This is a genomic window from Pseudoalteromonas shioyasakiensis (assembly GCA_013391845.1).
GTDB classification, from domain to species: Bacteria; Pseudomonadota; Gammaproteobacteria; order Enterobacterales; family Alteromonadaceae; genus Pseudoalteromonas; species Pseudoalteromonas apostichopi.
In genome coordinates this window covers 2264317-2283699 of the sequence record CP058414.1, presented here as the reverse complement: position 1 = coordinate 2283699, position 19383 = coordinate 2264317, and the positions used below count along the sequence as shown (strand labels likewise).

Annotated in this window: 16 protein-coding genes; 9 read left to right on the top strand and 7 right to left on the bottom strand. The window is 39.7% G+C overall.

Going from position 1 to position 19383, the window contains the following annotated elements; genetic code table 11:
- From HYD28_10445 to bioB, 3 genes are read right to left on the bottom strand one after another with little or no spacing between them, the layout of a single operon-like run.
- Positions 1-789, bottom strand: a complete 789-nt coding sequence (locus HYD28_10445) for a methyltransferase domain-containing protein (GenBank protein ID QLE09338.1) — start codon at positions 787-789, stop codon at positions 1-3.
- Entirely contained in the window at positions 786-1919 is a 1134-nt protein-coding gene (locus HYD28_10440; protein QLE09337.1) for an 8-amino-7-oxononanoate synthase, read from the bottom strand. Before HYD28_10440 ends, HYD28_10445 begins: the two co-directional genes overlap by 4 nt.
- 7 nt (positions 1920-1926) lie before the next feature.
- The gene (gene bioB / locus HYD28_10435) at positions 1927-2967 is read right to left on the bottom strand and encodes a biotin synthase BioB (GenBank protein ID QLE09336.1); all 1041 of its coding nucleotides are present in this window, start codon (positions 2965-2967) and stop codon (positions 1927-1929) included.
- A 97-nt stretch (positions 2968-3064) separates the two neighbouring features.
- Here bioB and bioA point away from each other — a divergent pair, with 97 nt between their 5' ends.
- The gene (gene bioA, locus HYD28_10430) at positions 3065-4357 is read left to right on the top strand and encodes an adenosylmethionine--8-amino-7-oxononanoate transaminase (GenBank protein QLE09335.1); all 1293 of its coding nucleotides are present in this window, start codon (positions 3065-3067) and stop codon (positions 4355-4357) included.
- A gap of 43 nt (positions 4358-4400) precedes the next feature.
- Here bioA and HYD28_10425 read toward each other — a convergent pair whose 3' ends face one another.
- Positions 4401-4835 (bottom strand): ATP-binding protein, encoded by a 435-nt coding sequence (locus HYD28_10425; GenBank protein ID QLE09334.1) that lies wholly within the window; start codon positions 4833-4835, stop codon positions 4401-4403.
- 271 nt (positions 4836-5106) lie between these two features.
- On the opposite strand from HYD28_10425, the gene asnS reads away from it, so the two are divergent.
- The gene (asnS, locus tag HYD28_10420) at positions 5107-6504 is read left to right on the top strand and encodes an asparagine--tRNA ligase (GenBank protein QLE09333.1); all 1398 of its coding nucleotides are present in this window, start codon (positions 5107-5109) and stop codon (positions 6502-6504) included.
- A gap of 155 nt (positions 6505-6659) precedes the next feature.
- On the top strand, positions 6660-7592 hold the full coding sequence (locus HYD28_10415) for a substrate-binding domain-containing protein (protein ID QLE09332.1): 933 nt from the start codon (positions 6660-6662) through the stop codon (positions 7590-7592).
- A gap of 73 nt (positions 7593-7665) precedes the next feature.
- Here the strand turns inward: HYD28_10415 and HYD28_10410 are convergent, their stop codons facing one another.
- Both HYD28_10410 and HYD28_10405 read right to left on the bottom strand, forming a co-directional pair.
- A complete protein-coding gene (locus tag HYD28_10410; protein QLE09331.1) occupies positions 7666-8592 on the bottom strand; it encodes an electron transfer flavoprotein subunit alpha/FixB family protein in 927 nt (308 codons plus the stop codon).
- Positions 8593-9342, bottom strand: a complete 750-nt coding sequence (locus HYD28_10405) for an electron transfer flavoprotein subunit beta/FixA family protein (protein QLE09330.1) — start codon at positions 9340-9342, stop codon at positions 8593-8595.
- A 193-nt stretch (positions 9343-9535) separates the two neighbouring features.
- Between HYD28_10405 and HYD28_10400 the strand changes: the two genes are divergently transcribed.
- The 6 genes from HYD28_10400 (at position 9536) to HYD28_10375 (ending at position 16239) form a co-directional block, all read left to right on the top strand.
- Entirely contained in the window at positions 9536-11182 is a 1647-nt protein-coding gene (locus HYD28_10400; protein ID QLE09329.1) for an electron transfer flavoprotein-ubiquinone oxidoreductase, read from the top strand.
- Between the two features lie 109 nt (positions 11183-11291).
- Positions 11292-11756 carry an acyl-CoA thioesterase gene (locus HYD28_10395; protein QLE09328.1) on the top strand — a complete coding sequence of 155 codons (465 nt, stop codon included), beginning with the start codon at positions 11292-11294 and terminating at the stop codon, positions 11754-11756.
- A gap of 239 nt (positions 11757-11995) precedes the next feature.
- Positions 11996-12568, top strand: coding sequence for an outer membrane beta-barrel protein (locus HYD28_10390; protein QLE09327.1), 573 nt, complete (start codon positions 11996-11998; stop codon positions 12566-12568).
- A gap of 99 nt (positions 12569-12667) precedes the next feature.
- Complete coding sequence (tsaA, locus tag HYD28_10385; protein ID QLE09326.1) at positions 12668-13372, top strand: tRNA (N6-threonylcarbamoyladenosine(37)-N6)-methyltransferase TrmO; 705 nt, start codon at positions 12668-12670, stop codon at positions 13370-13372.
- Between the two features lie 126 nt (positions 13373-13498).
- Positions 13499-15223, top strand: a complete 1725-nt coding sequence (locus HYD28_10380) for a proline--tRNA ligase (GenBank protein ID QLE09325.1) — start codon at positions 13499-13501, stop codon at positions 15221-15223.
- Positions 15224-15405: 182 nt separating this feature from the next.
- Positions 15406-16239, top strand: coding sequence for a UDP-2,3-diacylglucosamine diphosphatase (locus HYD28_10375; GenBank protein ID QLE09324.1), 834 nt, complete (start codon positions 15406-15408; stop codon positions 16237-16239).
- On the opposite strand, the gene HYD28_10370 is transcribed toward HYD28_10375, so the two are convergent.
- Positions 16236-19268: a response regulator gene (locus HYD28_10370; protein ID QLE10531.1), complete on the bottom strand. Its 3033-nt coding sequence runs from the start codon at positions 19266-19268 to the stop codon at positions 16236-16238. The two genes, HYD28_10375 and HYD28_10370, sit on opposite strands and share 4 nt — an antisense overlap.
- Between the last annotated feature and the right edge of the window lie 115 nt (positions 19269-19383).

Here is a 19383-nt window from a genome sequence, read left to right as displayed (position 1 = left end):
CTATTTTTCTAGTTCTAAAAGGACAACTTGATAGCTCACTCTAGCATGCCCATCAACCAGAGGGTATGCCTTACAAACACTATTGAGGGCATGCCTCGTTAATAACCCTTGGCGTTTTTGCTTAGTTTGTAGTGATGTAGCGCCAATAGCTTTAATCGAACGCAGGGCTTCTAAGGGTGAATTATAGGTATCTATGTAACATCTATCGGCAGCAAAATTCAGTTTAAACCCCGCAGATTTTGCATACTCAATAACCTTATTAGCACAATGGAATTGATTAATATGACTTTGCTGATCTATACAACTAAATGCTTGTTTAATCTCTTTAAGCGATCCATCTACAACGCAACTTAAATAGACTTTTCCGCCTATTTTTAAAGAACAAAAAAGGTTTTTAAGCAGTTCTTTAAAATCAGCAGACCATTGCATTGCAAAATTACTAAATACACAATCAAGTGTATTTTGTTGTAAAGGTAAGTTATCCATATCAGCACACACTTTTAAACAACGCGGGCTTTGCTCTGTGCTTAGCATGGAATGACTTAAGTCCATTGCCAGTACAGTATCAAAATGTGTTTTAAGCATTGCCGTGTTAACTAAAGGCCCTGCCCCTAAGTCAAGGCAAGTACCCTGCTGATGCTTATTTGCCATCATTTTAAATAAGTGTGTAGCAGCTTGTTTTTGAACATTGGCATGACTTGCATAATTTGCAGCGGCTCTAGAAAACTTAGTTTGTGTTGTTAGCTTATTACTTTGACAACTTGTAGCGGCTTGCAGTTGAACAATCATAAACACTCCACTAGCGAATCAACCAGCTGTTTTATATCGTCAGGTTGATGCGCGCTACTTAAGGTGATCCTAAGTCGTGCCGTATTATAAGGTACCGTGGGTGGTCGAATAGCAGTTAACCATACGCCTTTTTCTTTGAGCTTATTCGCAACGGCAAGTGTATGTTCTGCATCACCTAGAACCAAAGGTTGTATAGCCGTTGTTGATTCCATTAATGCTAAGTTATGCTCTTTAGCAAGCACTCTAAAGTAGGCAATATTCTCTATAAGCTGAGAGCGTTTCTCATCAGCCTTAATTAACTTTTCAAGTCGCTCAAGCGTACAACTTGCCATCAATGGTGACATCGCTGTTGAATAGATGTATTCACGATTATACTGCAGCATGTAATCAACCATTTGTTTTGACGCAAGCAGGCAAGCACCACTACTTGCAAGTGCCTTTCCAAAGGTGATAATTAATAAATCTGGCTTGATTGCCTCACAACTTCCTAAGCCTTGCTCACCCAATACGCCAAAGCCATGGGCGTCGTCAATCATGAGCCACGCATCGTATTGTTTAGCAAGTTTAAACAGTTCTTCAATGGGGGCTTTATCACCATCCATTGAAAACACCCCTTCACTCACAATGAGTTTATGCTTTGCTTTTGACTTTTGTAGCCGAGATTCTAAATGCTTTAGGTCGTTATGATTAAAACGCACCATAGCAGCGGCAGAATGAAGGCCGCCATCAATTAAGCTGGCATGATTGAGCTTATCTTGAAAAATTGCCGATGATTGCGCCACGCTTTTATCTTGAAACAATGCTTTTAATACGCTGCTATTAGCACTAAATCCGCTATTAAATAACATCGCGCTTTCAAAGCCTAATAGCTTGCATAAACGCTGTTCAAGCTGTTGCTGCGCTTTATTATAGCCATTCACTAGAGCAGAACTGTGGCTACCTAGTTGCTGCGCTTGTATTTCGATAAAATCATCAGCAAAGCCAAGGTAGTCATTACTGGCAAAATTTAAATATTGTTTACCAGCAGCTTTTATAAAACGCCCGCTTGATTGCTCAACAAGTTGACGCTGTCTCAGTAATGCATCTGCTTGACGCTCTTCAAGATGCTCGGCAATAAAATCGAAAGCCATTTAAATGTTACGCTTCGTAAAATAGTTCTGATGTTGCTTTATCGGCAACTTTTGAAGAAAGCGATGCTGCAACCGCTTCATCAGAATAATCTTCACGGGTTTCTGGGTTCATGCCTAATTTTTTAATCAGCATCATATCAGCGTCTGCTTCAGGGTTTTCTGTAGTCAGTAACTTATCACCGTAGAAAATTGAATTAGCACCAGCAAAGAAACACATAGATTGCATTTGTTCATTCATCGCAGTACGGCCAGCTGATAAACGAACATAACTTTTAGGCATCATAATACGTGCAACTGCGATAGTACGAATGAACTCAAAATGATCTAAGTCTTCTACATCTTCAAGAGGTGTGCCTTTCACCTTAACTAACATGTTAATTGGCACACTCTCTGGCTGTTGCGGCAAGTTTGCTAATTGCATTAATAAACCAAAACGATCAGCAGCCTGCTCTCCCATACCGACTATACCACCTGAACACACTTTCATTCCGGCATCACGTACATTATCAATGGTATTTAAACGGTCTTGATAAGTACGTGTTGTAATGATCTGTTGATAATACTCTGGTGATGTATCAAGGTTATGGTTGTAGTAATCAAGACCGGCGTCTTTTAATGCATGAGCTTTTTCGTTATCTAGCATGCCAAGTGTCATACAAGTCTCAAGCCCAAGTTCTTTAACTTCTTTTACCATTTTAGAAATATATGGCATATCTCGCTCTTTAGGGTCAGACCAAGCAGCCCCCATACAAAAACGTGTTGCCCCTTTTTCTTTAGCAACACGCGCTTGTTCAACCACTTTTTCTACTTCCATAAGGCGCTCACGGTCTAGGTCTGTTTTATAATGACCTGACTGAGGACAATATTTGCAATCTTCTGGGCAAGCACCGGTTTTAATCGATAACAAAGTAGAAATTTGTACTTCATTTGGGTTGAAGTTTTCACGGTGAACACTGGCCGCTTTAAATAACAAATCATTGAATGGCATTTCGAATAATGCTTTTACTTCTTGGTGAGTCCAATCGTGACGGACAACTGCGTGCTCCATAATAGTCTCTTTTTTAAATTATTAGGACGGTTTGATTGGCTTAGTCTACGACTTGACGTAACATTGTCAACGAATTGAAGTGATACAAAGTTTACATATGATTAATAAACAACCAATAGATTTAGATTTTGATCGTGACCATATTTGGCACCCTTATACTTCTATGACTCAACCCCTTCCCGTGTATCCAGTAAGTCATGCAAATGCAAATCGTATTTTCTTAGAAACAGGTGAAAGCCTAATAGATGGTATGGCCTCTTGGTGGAGTGCAATTCATGGTTACTGCCACCCTGTTTTAAATGAGGCAATCACCAAGCAAGTTAGCAAAATGAGCCATGTCATGTTTGGTGGCTTAACTCATGAGCCCGCTGTTGAGCTGTGTAAAAAGTTGGTAAGTATGACACCTGCTTCACTTGATAAAGTGTTCTTAGCCGATAGTGGCTCTGTGAGTGTTGAAGTCGCAATCAAAATGGCTTTGCAATACTGGTTAAGCCAAGGATACACCAGCAAGCAAAAGTTAATGACGCCGCTAAAGGGTTATCATGGCGACACCTTCGCAGCCATGAGCGTTTGTGATCCAATAAATTCAATGCACAGCATGTATTCAGGGTTTTTACCTGAACATGTTTTTGTGCCGGCTCCTATTTCTAAATTTAATGAAGAGTTTAGCCCTGCTGAAGCGGATACGCTTGAAAGCTTTTTTGCAGCTCATCATCAAGATGTGGCTGCTTTTATCATTGAACCCATTGTTCAAAATGCCGGAGGCATGAATTTTTACCATCCTGATTACTTAAAACACCTGCGCATTCTTTGCGATAAGTATGATGTTTTACTTATTTGTGATGAAATCGCCACAGGGTTTGGCCGCACCGGTACCTTGTTTGCTGTTGAACATGCCAATATCGAGCCAGATATTTTATGTATTGGCAAAGCATTAACAGGTGGCATGATGACGCTATCAGCAACATTAACCACCAGCAAAGTCGCTGTTGGGATCAGTGAAGGTGAAGCCGGCGTATTAATGCATGGCCCAACGTTTATGGGTAACCCGCTTGCCTGTGCCACAGCCTGCGCGAGTATTGATTTACTACTAGAGCAACCTTGGCAAGAACAAATTGAACACATAAATGACGTGCTAACATCCCAACTTACTAAATGTAAGCAACTCGATGCAGTCGTTGATGTGCGCACATTAGGCGCTATTGGTGTTGTAGAGCTTAATCAAAATGTTGATGTAGCTAAAATTCAACGCTTTTTTATAGAGCAAGGTGTTTGGATCCGCCCATTTGGCAAGTTAATTTATTTAATGCCGCCATATATAAGCAATGAACAAAGCCTAACGAAATTATGTGATGCTATTTTTGCAGCCATTGAACAACAAGCGTATTGAAGCCATTAAAAAAGGAAGCTGCTGCTTCCTTTTCCTTTAAACTTTACCATTCAAACATATATGCCATTTTACTGATCATTCGAAGCGGTACTTTATGTTCACAGCGCTTGGCGTAAAGATGCTGCAATGATTTATCTTTAATTTCACCAACGATGACTTCTTTTACTTGATAACCCAATGCAGTGGCAGCTTGTGCGTAAGCGATAAATTCCCACTTTTTGATATTGGTGTTATCAACAATCACTAGCGGAATTTCTTCTGCTAAAGCATTAATAAAGCGCGCAAGGTTTAGATTATGATATTCAGGTAGCTTGTACTTATCAAATTGATATACACCTTCGCTATTGTAAAAATAATCATCTGTTGCGCACACTACATAGTCACTTTCATTACCTGCTACCAACTCATCAGCAAGGCTTTGTGCATAATATGATTTACCTGAACCTGGTAAGCCGCGAAGAATAAAAACTTGTTTCATAGCACCTGTTATACAAATTAATTAAAGACTAAAGGACAGTTATCCTGTTGAGAATTGTTAATAATGCCACAAAATAACCAATTAGCGCAGCGAGAATTTAAATAAACGCAAATTTTACGCAAAATATTGCTGCTATTTTATCCAATTGAAGAAAAACTACTAAAGAGTACGCCTGAATAGTTTTTTTATTTGATTTACGAAGGTAAGATAGTCGATTCAAGTGCAATGCACAGCATTATAATATTAGGCAACTTATATCATTGGAGTGAAGATGAGCCATTTAGCGATTTCAGAGCTATTAAAAGGCAAGGTTGCGGTAGACAGCCAAGTAACAGTAAAAGGCTGGATCCGTACACGCCGCGATTCAAAAGCAGGAATTTCATTTTTAGCCGTTCATGACGGTTCGTGTTTTGATCCTATTCAAGCGGTAGTACCTAATTCACTCAATAATTATGATGAAGTCACACGTTTAACTGCTGGTTGTTCAGTCTCTGTAACCGGTATCCTTGTTCCTTCAGCAGGCCAAGGTCAGTCTTTCGAGATTCAGGCTAACTCTGTTGAAGTATTAGGTTGGGTTGAGAACCCAGATACTTACCCTATGTCAGCTAAACGTCACAGCATTGAGTATTTACGTGAACATGCGCACCTTCGCCCTCGTACTAACATTATGGGCGCAGTAACTCGTGTACGTAACTGTTTAGCACAAGCGATTCACCGTTTTTATCACGAACAAGGTTTCTACTGGATCAGCACGCCTATTATCACTGCAAGTGACTGTGAAGGTGCAGGTGAAATGTTCCGTGTATCTACTTTAGATATGCAAAACTTGCCACGCACAGATAAAGGTGACATCGATTACAGCGAAGATTTCTTCGGTAAAGAAGCGTTCTTAACTGTATCTGGTCAGTTAAATGGTGAGACATATGCATCTGCAATGTCAAAAATCTATACCTTTGGCCCTACTTTCCGTGCTGAGAACTCAAACACATCGCGTCACTTAGCAGAGTTTTGGATGGTTGAACCTGAAGTTGCGTTCGCAGATTTAGAAGATATCGCAAAACTTGCTGAAGACATGCTGAAATATGTTTTCAATGCAGTATTAACTGAACGTCGTGATGACATGGAATTCTTTGCACAACGTGTAGAGAAAACAGCTATCTCTCGTTTAGAAGAGTTCGTTACAAAAGATTTCGCTCAAGTCGATTACACTGATGCTATCGAAATCTTAAAAGCATGCGGCAAGAAGTTCGAGTTCGCTGTTGAATGGGGTGTAGATTTACAATCTGAGCACGAGCGTTACCTTGCTGAAGAGCACTTTAACGCACCAGTAGTTATCAAAAATTACCCGCGTGATATAAAAGCGTTCTACATGCGTCAAAACGAAGACGGCAAAACAGTGGCAGCGATGGATGTCGTTGCGCCGGGTATCGGTGAAATCATCGGCGGCTCTCAACGCGAGGAGCGCCTAGATGTACTAGACAAACGTTTAGAAGAAATGGGCTTAGATAAAGAAGACTACAGCTGGTACCGTGATCTGCGTAAATACGGTACTGTTCCACACTCTGGTTTTGGTTTAGGTTTTGAGCGCTTAGTTGCTTATGTAACAGGTATGGGCAACGTTCGTGACGTTATCGCCTTCCCTCGTACAAAAGGCAGCGCGACTTACTAATAAGTAACGCTAGATTATTTAAAAGCCGCTTTCGAGCGGCTTTTTTGTGTGTAAATCATTAAATATTTTAAAAAATTACAGTCTAAAGAATTAGCAAAGCCAGACATATTGCCTATATTGATAAGAAGCTAACTATTAAGGAGTTTGTGTCTACTATGCTATTTCGCTCTATGAAAGCCCTTTTGCTATCTACAACCCTTATCTCTGCACATAGTGCGTATGCAATTGAAGAAAATATTAATTCGAAACCAATTTTTATTGCAGGCTCAACCACAGTGACAGAATTATTAGTCGATATAAAAGATGACTTAAGCCAAGAGTTTGGCAATAGCATACAAATTAGACCGATGGGCAGTGATAAAGGCATTAAAGCCATTGCCGAAAATGTTATCGATATCGGCACCAGCTCCCGTTATTTATCAAAAGAAGAACAACAACGCTGGCCTTTTTTGCGGCAAATAATCATAGCCCAAGATGCAATCGCATTTTTTGTAAATAAAAACTTAAACATCACTGAACTTACCACTAAAAAGCTAAGCGATATCTACCAAGGTAAACTAAAGGCGTGGTCTGAGGTTTCACCTTATACACCTGAGCTTAGTGCAAAAAATGATGAGATCCTACTTTTTAGTAAAGGCACTAACCATGGCAGCTTTGATGTATTTTTAGAATATCTAAATTTAGATTATATCCAAGAACCTGGCAGTAACTTTATACGCCTAAAAATAGCGGGTAACAGAGGTTTATTTTCAGATAAGAAAGTTGAGCTTTACGATCAGTTCAATCAAGCACTGGGTATAGTGCAGCGTATACCAAATGCCATTGCCTATGATTCATATGGTGCTATCAGTAAATTAGAAAATGACAGACGCATTAATAAGGTTGCTTTACTACAGATTGATGGTGTTAGCCCTTCAGTCGAATCAATTCAAAATGGCGATTATGCCTTTGTTAGGCCTCTTGTGCTTATTGTTAATACACAATCACCACGCTCAAAAAAGATTGGTAATAGGCTCGATGTAATTGTTAAATCACACAAGATACAACAGAAGCTGCTTGAGTTTGGTTACCTTCCGGTAAAACAGTAATCTGAAAATTAAAACGAAAAAAAGCTGCGCACCGAAAAGGTGAACAGCTTTTAACAACCAGAATCGTTATGGGTTACAGAGCGCTTTCTAGCTCTGGTAACACATCAAATAAATCCGCAACTAAACCGTAGTCAGCGACTTGGAATATTGGTGCGTCAGGGTCTTTATTGATGGCAACAATCACTTTAGAGTCTTTCATACCCGCTAGGTGTTGAATTGCACCACTGATACCCACAGCAATATATAGATCTGGGGCAACAATTTTACCTGTTTGACCCACTTGCATATCATTTGGTACAAAGCCCGCATCTACAGCAGCACGTGAAGCACCAATGGCTGCGCCTAGTTTATCGGCAATACCATTTAACAACGCAAAGTTTTCACCATTTTGCATACCACGACCACCTGAAATAACCACAGGTGCAGCAGTCAGCTCTGGACGTTCTGATTCAGTTTGTTCTTCTGATACAAACTCGCTCAGACCAACTGAACCTTTACCTGTAACACTAGTTGCAGCTACAGGTGCTTGCTCTGGTGCAACATCAAAGCTACTTGCACGAACGGTAATAACCTTTTTGCTATCAAGTGATTTTACTGTCGCAATTGCATTACCAGCATAGATAGGACGCTTGAAGGTATCAGCATCAATCACATCAATGATTTCAGAGATTTGAGCGACATCAAGAAGTGCTGCAACACGCGGCATAAAGTTCTTACCCGTTGTTGTTGCGCTCGCGACAATGTGTGAATAGTTATCTGCTAAAGATAAAACCAGATCCGCGACGTTTTCAGCTAGTTGGTGTGCATAAGCTGCATCATCTGCAATTAAAACGTTGCTTACACCTGCAATTGACGCTGCTTGCTCACTCATTGCAGATAAGTTTTCACCTGCAAGTAATAAATCTACATCAAAGCCTAGTTTAACAGCAGCTGTAACCGTTTTATTGGTTTCAGGCTTTAGAACACCTTTGTCGTGTTCGGCTATCACTAATGTTTTCATTTAGATCACCTTCGCTTCTGTTTTTAACTTTTCTACTAATGTCGCTACATCTTCTACAACAATACCGCCACTGCGCTTTTCTGGCTCGTTAACTTCAACCAATTGCACGCGAGGAGTAAGGTCTACACCGAGACTATCTGCGGCAATAACATCAAGCGGTTTACGCTTAGCCTTCATAATGTTTGGTAATGAAGCATAGCGTGGCTCATTTAAACGTAAGTCTGTGGTAACGATAGCTGGGAGTTTCAGCGCAACAGTTTGTAAACCGCCGTCTACTTCACGTGTTACATTAACCGTACCTGCTTGTACGTCCACTTTAGACGCAAAGGTACCTTGGCCACGACCAGTTAATGCAGCAAGCATTTGCCCAGTTTGATTGTTGTCAGAGTCAATCGATTGCTTACCTAAAATAACTAGCTCAGGTGATTCTTGCTCTACAATCTTGCTAAGTAATTTAGCAACATGCAAAGACTCAAGCTTTTCTTCTGTTTCAATATGAATGGCTTTATCAGCACCAAGTGCTAACGCTGTACGTAATTGCTCTTGAGATGATTTATTACCAATAGTCACAGCAACAACCTCAGTGGCAGTTCCTGCTTCTTTTAAACGAATAGCTTCTTCAATTGCAATTTCACAAAACGGGTTCATCGCCATTTTCACATTAGCTAAATCAACATCCGTTTTATCGGCTTTAACGCGTGCTTTGACGTTGTAGTCAATTACTCTTTTAATTGGAACGAGGACTTTCATCGTGACTCCATCAATTGTGTGTTCTCAAAGTTAACCTTCGCGTCAACTTATTTATTTTATGAATTCAGACTACTTCCTGTTGACGTAAACGTCAACCTAAAATAACCTTAAAGTATTCACAGCCTGTAACGTTTCATTTGCAAGTATGAAATAAGGTTCTTTACAGCAGGTCCGTCACCGAGAAGAGGTTAATATGGTCGAACGCGAAACCATGGAATTTGATGTAGTCATCGTAGGCGCAGGCCCAGCAGGTTTATCAACTGCAATTAGATTGGCTCAACAAGCACAAGAAAAACAACAAGAATTAATGATCTGTGTGGTAGAAAAAGGCTCTGAGGTGGGCGCACACATTTTATCGGGTGCCGTTTTTGAGACTAAAGCACTCGATGAATTACTACCTGATTGGCAGTCATTAGGCGCTCCCGTTACTACTAAAGTAACTCAAGATGACATTTACTGGTTCAATAACAGTGAGAAAGCCACTAGCATCCCCCACTTTGCTAGTCCTAAAACTTTTCATAACGACGGTAATTACATAGTTTCTATGGGTAATGTGTGTCGCTTTTTAGCCGAGCAAGCTGAAAATTTAGGTGTAGAAATTTTCCCAGGGTTTAGCGCGCACTCTCTAATCATTGAAGAAGATACAGTTAAAGGCATTATTACCGGCGATATGGGTCTTGATAAAGACGGCAACGAAAAAGATGGTTATATGCCAGGTATGGAGCTTAGAGCTAAATACACCGTATTTGCTGAAGGCTGCCGCGGTCATTTAGGTAAAGAGCTAATCAAACACTTTGCCCTTGATAAAGATGCGTCACCACAGCATTACGGTTTAGGCTTCAAAGAAATTTGGCAAATCGATCCAAGTAAACACAAAGAAGGCACCGTAGTACATGGTACAGGTTGGCCGTTAACAGGTGATACCAGCGGTGGTGCGTTTATGTACCACAGCGACAACAACCAAGTTGTTGTTGGTTTAATTGTTGATCTGAACTATTCGAACCCGCATTTGAGTCCGTTTGATGAATTCCAACGTATGAAACATCACCCTATTTTTAAAGATGTTTTAGAAGGGGGCGAACGTATAGCTTATGGTGCTAGGGCTATTGCAAAAGGTGGGCTGCGCTCATTACCAAAAATGCACTTTCCGGGTGGTTTACTCGTGGGCTGTGATGCTGGCACATTAAATTTTGCCAAAATTAAAGGTAATCATACGGCAATGAAGTCTGGCATGGTCGCAGCTGATGTCATTTTAGAAGCCCTAGGTGATGGTAAAGAAAATGCTAATTTAGCTGAATATAAAACAGCCTTTGAACAAAGCTGGGCTTATAAAGAGCTATATCAATCGCGGAACTTTGGCCCTGTTATGCATAAACTAGGTAAGTTCTTAGGCGGTGCTTACAATACGCTTGATCAAAACCTATTCGGTGGCAGCTTACCGTTTAATTTTGAAGATAACATGCCAGACCATGCCACCTTAGTCACTGCTGATCAGGCTGAAAAAATCGACTACCCGAAAGCAGATGGCAAACTTAGCTTCGATAAACTTTCATCTGTGTTTTTATCAAATACCAATCATGAAGAATCGCAGCCATGTCATTTAAAGCTAAAAGATAACTCGATTCCCATCAAAGTGAATTTGGTACAATTTGATGAGCCTGCACAACGCTACTGCCCTGCTGGTGTTTACGAAGTTCAGGAAGTCGAAGGTGAGAAAGAGTTTGTTATCAATTCGCAAAACTGTGTTCACTGTAAAACCTGTGACATAAAAGACCCTAGTCAAAACATTACTTGGGTAACCCCTGAGGGAGCTGGTGGACCAAACTACCCTAACATGTAGTAACGCACGTTACTCATTTAATTAAAATTTATCCTAAATTGCAGGGGCTTCGGCCCCTTTTTTAGGCTATGCTGAAAATGTCGTGATTTATTATAAAAGTGAGTAAAGTATGCCGTCTTCAAGTGTAACCTTTCGTTTTTTAGCTGAACCTACCGATGTAAATTTTGGCGGTAAGGTTCATGGTGGTGTGGTAATGAAGTGGATTGACCAAGCTGGTTACGCCTGTGCTGCTGGTTGGAGTGGACATTACTGCGTTACAGTCTCTGTCGCAGGCGTGAAGTTTCAGCGCCCTATTTTGGTTGGCCAAATAGTCGAAGTGAAAGCAAGTATCGCCCACACTGGTAAAACCAGCATGCAAATCTTTATTCAAGTACGCTGTGGCGATCCAAAAACACAAAACCTGGTTGAAACCAATCATTGCGTTATTAGTTTTATTGCCATGGATGAAGCGGGTTACCCAATTGAAGTGCCTTCATATACAGCAGTAACAGATGAAGAGAAGAAAATCGAAAACTATGCGATTAAAATGAAAGAGATCGCGATTGAAACAGAAACCCTTTTACAAAAAGCGTAAAAATACAAAACAACGCGAATTTAAAATCTGCACTTAGTAACTTCTACAGAGCACCCTGAAATTGTTACGACTGCCAAACTGAATGCCTGATTACAGTTTCAACAACCTGTTCAAAAAAACGCTTAAAAAAGCCTAAAAACAATACTTTAGGCTTTATTTTTGCGTTGGCATTGTCATTGCAACACTCCTTGTGAATGACGCGAAACATTCGTTTATTTATTTTATAAAGGAGCTATTAAATGATTAAAGCAATTTCAATTTCTGCACTTTCTTTAGCACTACTGGGTTTTAACAATGCAGCACATGCAGATATTACCGAAATGGATTCTCCGCGTATTTATACCGGTATCGGCTATGGCCAATATTCTTTCGAGTTTGAAGATAGCGAAAATGACACTGACTTCGATGACGACTCGCAAATGCTAAAAGGTTATATTGGTACTCAGTTTAATAAGTATCTTAGCCTTGAACTTGCATACCAAAATTTTGATGAAGTAAGTGATATCGATTCTAAAGCTGAAATTGACGGTGTTTCTCTTGCGGCACGCTTAGCAGCACCAATTACTGATAACTTTTCTGTTTATGCTAAAGGTGGTTGGCTAGAGTGGGACGCTGAAATTGAGCAAGATCTAGGCGAGCTTGGCAGCATTAGTGCTGACACAGATGGCGGCGATGTATTTTATGGTGCAGGTATTGAGTATGCTTTTACAACAAACGTGCAAGTACGTTTAGAATATGAGCGCTATAAGTTAGAAGATGACATTGACCCAGATATGGATGTAGCGTCTGTATCATTCCAATACATGTTTTAATTTAGACTATACAGTCTAAATATTTAAAAGGCAGTCTCGACTGCCTTTTTTTGTGTTTGCATGTAAAATGTCGTTAGATTTTCTTAACGACATTGCACAATGAGCGAATACCAATTAACCGCCGTCGGCCACATTCAATCTCCATACAAACAAAAGTTTGCTATACCTCGCCAACCTCGCTTGGTTCCTGAAGCTAAAGCAAAGCTAGTATTTAGTAGCGATTTTAATCGTGAAGAGTTTGTACGTGGTCTCGATGAATTCAGCCATATTTGGTTATTATTCAGATTTCATGAAACCGCTGATAAAGGCTACTCAGCAATGGTTAGACCCCCTCGCCTTGGCGGTAACGAACGAAAAGGCGTATTTGCAACACGTGCCACCTTCCGCCCAAATGCAATTGGTATGAGTGCTGTAAAACTTGAAGGTATCGAGTATAAAAATGGTCAGTTAAGCTTATTACTATCAGGTATTGATTTACTCGATGGCACACCAATTTTGGACATTAAGCCTTACCTGCCGTATTCAGATGCAATGACCGACGCCACCGCTGGTTTTGCCGATACCCGACCAGAAACAGATATGAGTGTCGAGTTTAGTGATGAAGCTCTTGCGTTTATTGACAAACAAACCGAACAACCTGAATTAAAAGCCTTTATAAGCAATGTATTAAAGCAAGATCCTCGCCCTGCATACAAAAAGCAACGTGACTCAGAGCAAAGCTACGGTATGACCTTATATGATTTTAATATTAGGTGGCATGTTCAGGATAATCATAATACAGTGACCAGCATTGAAAAATGCTAGTTTTTTAACACTTTTTTTAACACATAGCGCTTTAGTGTCAGTGCTTCCACTGGTAAACTTAGCAGCTTGTTATTACTCAAACGTCTTGAGTAAACGATAATAATTTTAACACTACTTGGAATAGAGATGCGTACCAGTCAATATATACTCGCAACACTTAAAGAAACTCCGTCTGATGCAGAAATTGTTTCTCATCAATTAATGCTACGAGCAGGCATGATCCGCCGCGTTGCGTCGGGTTTGTATACATGGTTGCCCTCTGGACTACGCGTACTTAAAAAAGTAGAAAACATTGTACGTGAAGAAATGGATAAAGCCGGCGCTATCGAAATGTTAATGCCTATTATCCAACCTGCTGATCTTTGGGAAGAGTCTGGCCGTTGGGAACAGTTTGGACCTGAATTGCTACGCATTACTGATCGCCACAATCGTCCATTTGCGCTAGGTCCAACTCATGAAGAAGTGATCACGGATTTTGTTCGTAAAGAAGTCAGCTCTTATAAGCAATTACCGCTTACTCTTTACCAAGTACAAACAAAAGTACGTGACGAAGTTCGCCCTCGTTTTGGTGTAATGCGTGCTCGTGAATTTACAATGAAAGATGCTTACTCTTTCCACTTAAGTGATGAGTGTTTAGAGAAAACCTACCAAGTAATGCACAAAGCATACTGTAACATTTTTGAGCGTCTTGGTCTTGATTATCGCCCTGTTATTGCAGATACAGGTTCTATTGGTGGTAGCGTATCACACGAGTTCCATGTCCTTGCAGAGTCAGGCGAAGATGCAATCGCATTTAGTGATGCAAGTGATTACGCTGCAAATATCGAAAAAGCAGAAGCATTAGCACCGACTGAAGAGCGCCCAGCTGCAAGTAAAGAGTTAAAAGCGTTCCCAACGCCTGATGCAAAATCAATTGCTGAGCTTAAAGAGCACTATGGTGTTAAACCTCATCGAGGCGTTAAAACATTAATCGTGTATGGCGCACCAGATGAAAACGAACAACGTGGTTTAGTTGCCCTTGTATTACGTGGCGACCATGAATTAAACGAGTTAAAAGCTGAAAAACATCCGCTTGTAGACTCACCGCTTGAAATGGCAAAAGAAGAAGACATCGTTGCAGCGATTGGTGCAAAACCTGGCTCTTTAGGCCCTGTCGGTCTATCAATGCCAATTATTGTTGATCGCACAGCTAACGTAATGGCTGACTTTGTAGCAGGTGCTAATAAAGATGGTGAACATTTCAGTGGTATCAATTGGGATCGCGATGTAGAAAACTACGAAGTGGCTGATATCCGTAATATCGTTGAAGGCGACCCAAGCCCATGTGGTCAAGGTTCACTGCAAATCAAACGTGGTATTGAAGTAGGTCATATTTTCCAACTTGGTACTAAGTACTCAGAAGCAATGAAAGCAGGCGTTTTGAGTGAAACAGGTAAAAACCAAGTAATGACAATGGGTTGTTACGGTATTGGTGTATCACGTATCGTGGCTGCCGCTATTGAGCAAAACAACGACCAATACGGTATTAAATGGCCGCAACCTATCGCGCCATTTGATTTAGCTATCGTACCTATGAATATGCATAAGTCTCATCGTATTCCTGATATTGCAGATAACCTTTACAAAGGTTTGAAAGATGCCGGTTTAGATGTGTTATTTGATGACCGTAAAGAGCGCCCTGGTGTAATGTTCAACGACATGGAGTTACTAGGTGTGCCTTTCACACTCGTTATTGGTGAGCGTAACCTTGATGAAAACAAGGTTGAGCTTAAAAACCGCCATACTGGTGAAAAGCTAATGCTTGATTTAGATAGTGCCGCTTCTGAAATTGCAGCACTTGTTAAAGGCTAATTAAGTCAGCTATACAAAATATAAAAAACCGCTTCGGCGGTTTTTTTGTTTTATTTTACCAATTCGCTTAATTAAGTATTATTGCGGATTGGGATTAATTGTCATAGATGTTTCGCTAAAGCGTCTTTTATCTGTCATTGATTCTACCTAGCATTTACTTTATTACACCATGAGTAAATGCCATGAATAACACCACTTGTAGTAGTAAAACCCACTATCCTGCCGTTTGGATTTCCGACGTTCACTTAGGTTATAAAGACTGCCAAGCGCAGTATTTACTAGACTTTTTAAATGCGATTGAATGCGATGTGTTGTATTTGGTCGGTGATATTGTCGATTTATGGTCAATGAAACGACAGTTTTTTTGGCATCCTAGTCATTATGATGTGTTAGCGCTTATTCAACAAAAAGCGAAAGATGGCACACGAGTGATCTACATACCGGGTAACCACGACGAAACCTTTCGCCATTATGCTAATGATTCATTATTCGGTATAGAAGTACATAAACAATATATTCATACAACTAAAGCCAACAAACGGTTTTTACTTTTACATGGCGACGATTTTGACTCAGCAACTCGCTACAACAAATTAATCAGCATTGCAGGCGATGCAGGATACGACTTTTTACTATTTTTAAATCGCTGGACTAATCGCATTCGCCGTTTATTTGGCGGTAATTATTGGTCATTAGCCTCTTGGATCAAAGCACGAGTGCATAAAGCACGTGAAGCAATTGATGCATTTGAAAAAGCGGCCATCCACGAAGCAAAAAAACAAGTCGTCGATGGCATCATTTGCGGGCACATTCATCACCCAGCCGTTAAAGTGGTTGATGGAATTTTGTATTGCAATGATGGCGACTGGATTGAAAACTGCACTGCATTAGTAGAAAACAGCTCTGGGCGTATTGAATTACTGCACTGGAGTGAAACACAAAAAGTGATTCACTCTGCTGATATTAATAAACTAACACCAAAAGCTGCGTTTAATAAAAACCAAGATGCTGCTTAAGACTTCAGCCACATTGATAGCTTTTTGCGCAATGTGGCCTGTTTAATTGGCTTGGTGATATAGTCATTCATGCCAACACTCAGACATTTTTCTCTATCACCCGCCATTGCACTTGCTGTCATGGCAATGATCACGACATCTTGGTATTTATCACCTGTTTTGCCCTGTCTGATAGCTTTAGTACAGTCATAACCATTTAAGTTTGGCATTTGGCAATCCATTAAGATCAGATCAAATTGAGTTTCGCTGTTATTCAATACCTCAATTGCTTCAAGACCATCGCTGGCTGATTCAATATGAACATGGCTATCTCTTAAAATGGCTTTGCTCACCTCTATATTAATCATGTTATCGTCGACGATAAGCACTGAACGAGATGTTAAATCAAGCTCAATAATTTCTTTAGTATCTGTATTTTTACGCTCAATAGCAGAATCATCGTCATTAAATAAAACCGCGAGTTTATAGGCTAATTCATCAGGAGTGACAGGTTTTGCAATAACAGTACAATTGCTCGGTAATGTTTCTTTTTGTTTAAGTGATGACATAACACCTAAAATTAATACACAGGTGCCGGGATAGCGATTTGCAAAACTCAACACATTCTTTAGTTCTGGATGTTTATGATCAATGATAAGTAAATCTAAATCATTAAAATCAGTTTCAGAAACATCAGTTAAATGCGTTATTTTATGACTCTGGCCTAGTGTCGCTAGTTGCAGCTCAACATTGTTAGCCAGTAATTCATAATGAATTACACAGCCTACTTGTTTATCATTCAGTACATTGCTTTGATGCGGCACTTTTGACGACTCACTTATCGATACACAAATACTTGCCCAAAAGCGGCTGCCCTTTCCTTTTTCACTTTCAACGATAATATCACCACCCATCAACTGAGCGAGTTTTCGGCTTATTGAAAGCCCTAAACCACTGCCACCATAATGCCGTGTTGTACTTGAGTCCTCTTGGGTAAACACTTCAAACAATTTACTTTGGTTTGCTTTCGAAATACCAATACCTGTATCTTCAACAACGAAGCTTAGGCAAAGCGTATTGTCTGAATGCAGCTGTTCCTTAACCGTTAAGCTTACATGACCTTTATGTGTAAACTTAAATGCGTTACTGAGTAAATTATTGAGAATTTGTTTTAAGCGGTGGCTATCACCCATTACAGTACGCTTAGTAATAGCATGAGCATCGAACAGTATTTCAATACCTTTTTTCTGACCTTGAACGGCCATCGATGTTATTAAATCACTGCACACTGAAACAACATCAAACTCATGACTATCTAAATCAAGTTTACCAGCTTCAATTTTAGAAAAATCGAGAATGTCATTGATCAGTGTCATCAATGAGTTGGCACTGGTATTTGCATAATGTAAGTATTGCATTTGCTGAGTAGATAAAGGCTCTTCTTCGAGCATTTCCAGCATACCAAGTACCCCATTCATCGGGGTGCGGATTTCATGTGAGATATTAGCTACAAATTCACTTTTAGCTTTACTTGCTGCAAGAGCTTCTTCGGTGGCTTTTTCAAGCTCTGCTGTGCGACTTTTCACTTTTTCTTCTAATGTAGTATTAAGCTTTTCAAGTTGATGTTGAGCACACTTAAGTGAATCAATATTACGAAGTATGGCCGCTATTTGATATTGTTGTTTTGCTGCATCATAGACAGGTGTCATTGTGATCGAAAAATAATGCGTGTTTTGTTCATTAATGTGCACAGCTTCAAACGTAGATCGTTGCCCTTTTTTTATCGCTTCGCCAACCCCTTGAAAATCTTCTTCATTATAATCAAACAATGTATCAAAGTGGGTTGAATGCTCGGTGATACCAAAATACGTTTTTGCTGTTTCATTGGCATTGCAAATAACTCCATTTGGCTGAACCATAATGATAGCATCTGTCGAGTTTTCTATGATTTTACTATTCTTTTCTTTTAGAAAACTCAGCTCAATTTTTCTATTAATATCGCGTTGATAGATAGTAAATAGTATTAATACAGAAATAATCATTAAACATAAAGTGCTTATAAACCTCATACGTTTTTGATTGATTTCTTGCAAGAGTATCTCGGTTTTTATAGAAACAGCCAGAGTCAATGGCTGCATGTGAATGTCATTTTCAAACTCAATAGTTTTCTGAGCATATAATTTTTCAGGAAGATTCATTACATCAAAAAAATCATTGGCATTCATTTGTTGATCGATACTAAATTCTTCAGACCAATAATGAGGGTCGTCCAACTCAAAACTAAAGCGATACGACTCCTTTGGGTGATAAATAAATTGCTGCTGAGCATTTAAAAGATACACAGATAGTTTTTTAGCAGTATTACTTGTTAACTTATTGATAAGGTCTTCGGCATTATAGTTTAGGATCAAAACAGCAAACGGCTTACCTTCAGTGTCTTTTACAAGTTTAGCAATCCTATATGTGCTAACGTAAGGCTGTTGTAATCGTCCATTTTCACGGTTGTAGTTAATTGGTGATATATAAACTTGACCATCTTCTAGCTCTGCAGCAACTCGCATATAATCACGATGGCCTTTATGCTGTAAGTTCTCTTCACTAATTCTAATAACCTGATCGTTGACATTATCAACACGAACAACTTCTTTGCCATTGTCTGCAATATAAATATATCGCGCCTGCGCTAATTCTTTATCTGTAGTCATAAAACCACTAAAGATTTTTGCGAGGCGGTATTTCCAAGCAGAAATAGGCGTGCCTAAAACCGGATCTACCTGTTTATCATTAGTGGAACGCATTATAGCGAGTACTGGTGGGGTGGAATCTAAGAAATTAAGGGCTGAAACATTCTCTCTTAGACTTGTTTTAAACACACTTTGTTTTCTATCTAGTTCTCGCTGCATCTGTTCAAGTGCGCGGCTAAATACCTCTTCTCGAAGATCATATTCATATTTTACTGTAACAATACTGCCCAATATCAAGAGTATACAAATTGCTAGTATTGGTAGTTTATTACGTTGGAAGAAATGCGCTGAATGTCCAGAATCCATTGAATCGAAAGCCTTCATTGCTACTCTGCTTTAGAGTATAGGAGAGAATGATAACTAAAGTGGAGTATACAGAAAAAATTTTAGTTAATAAGGATTAGTAAGGAGTTAGCCTGTT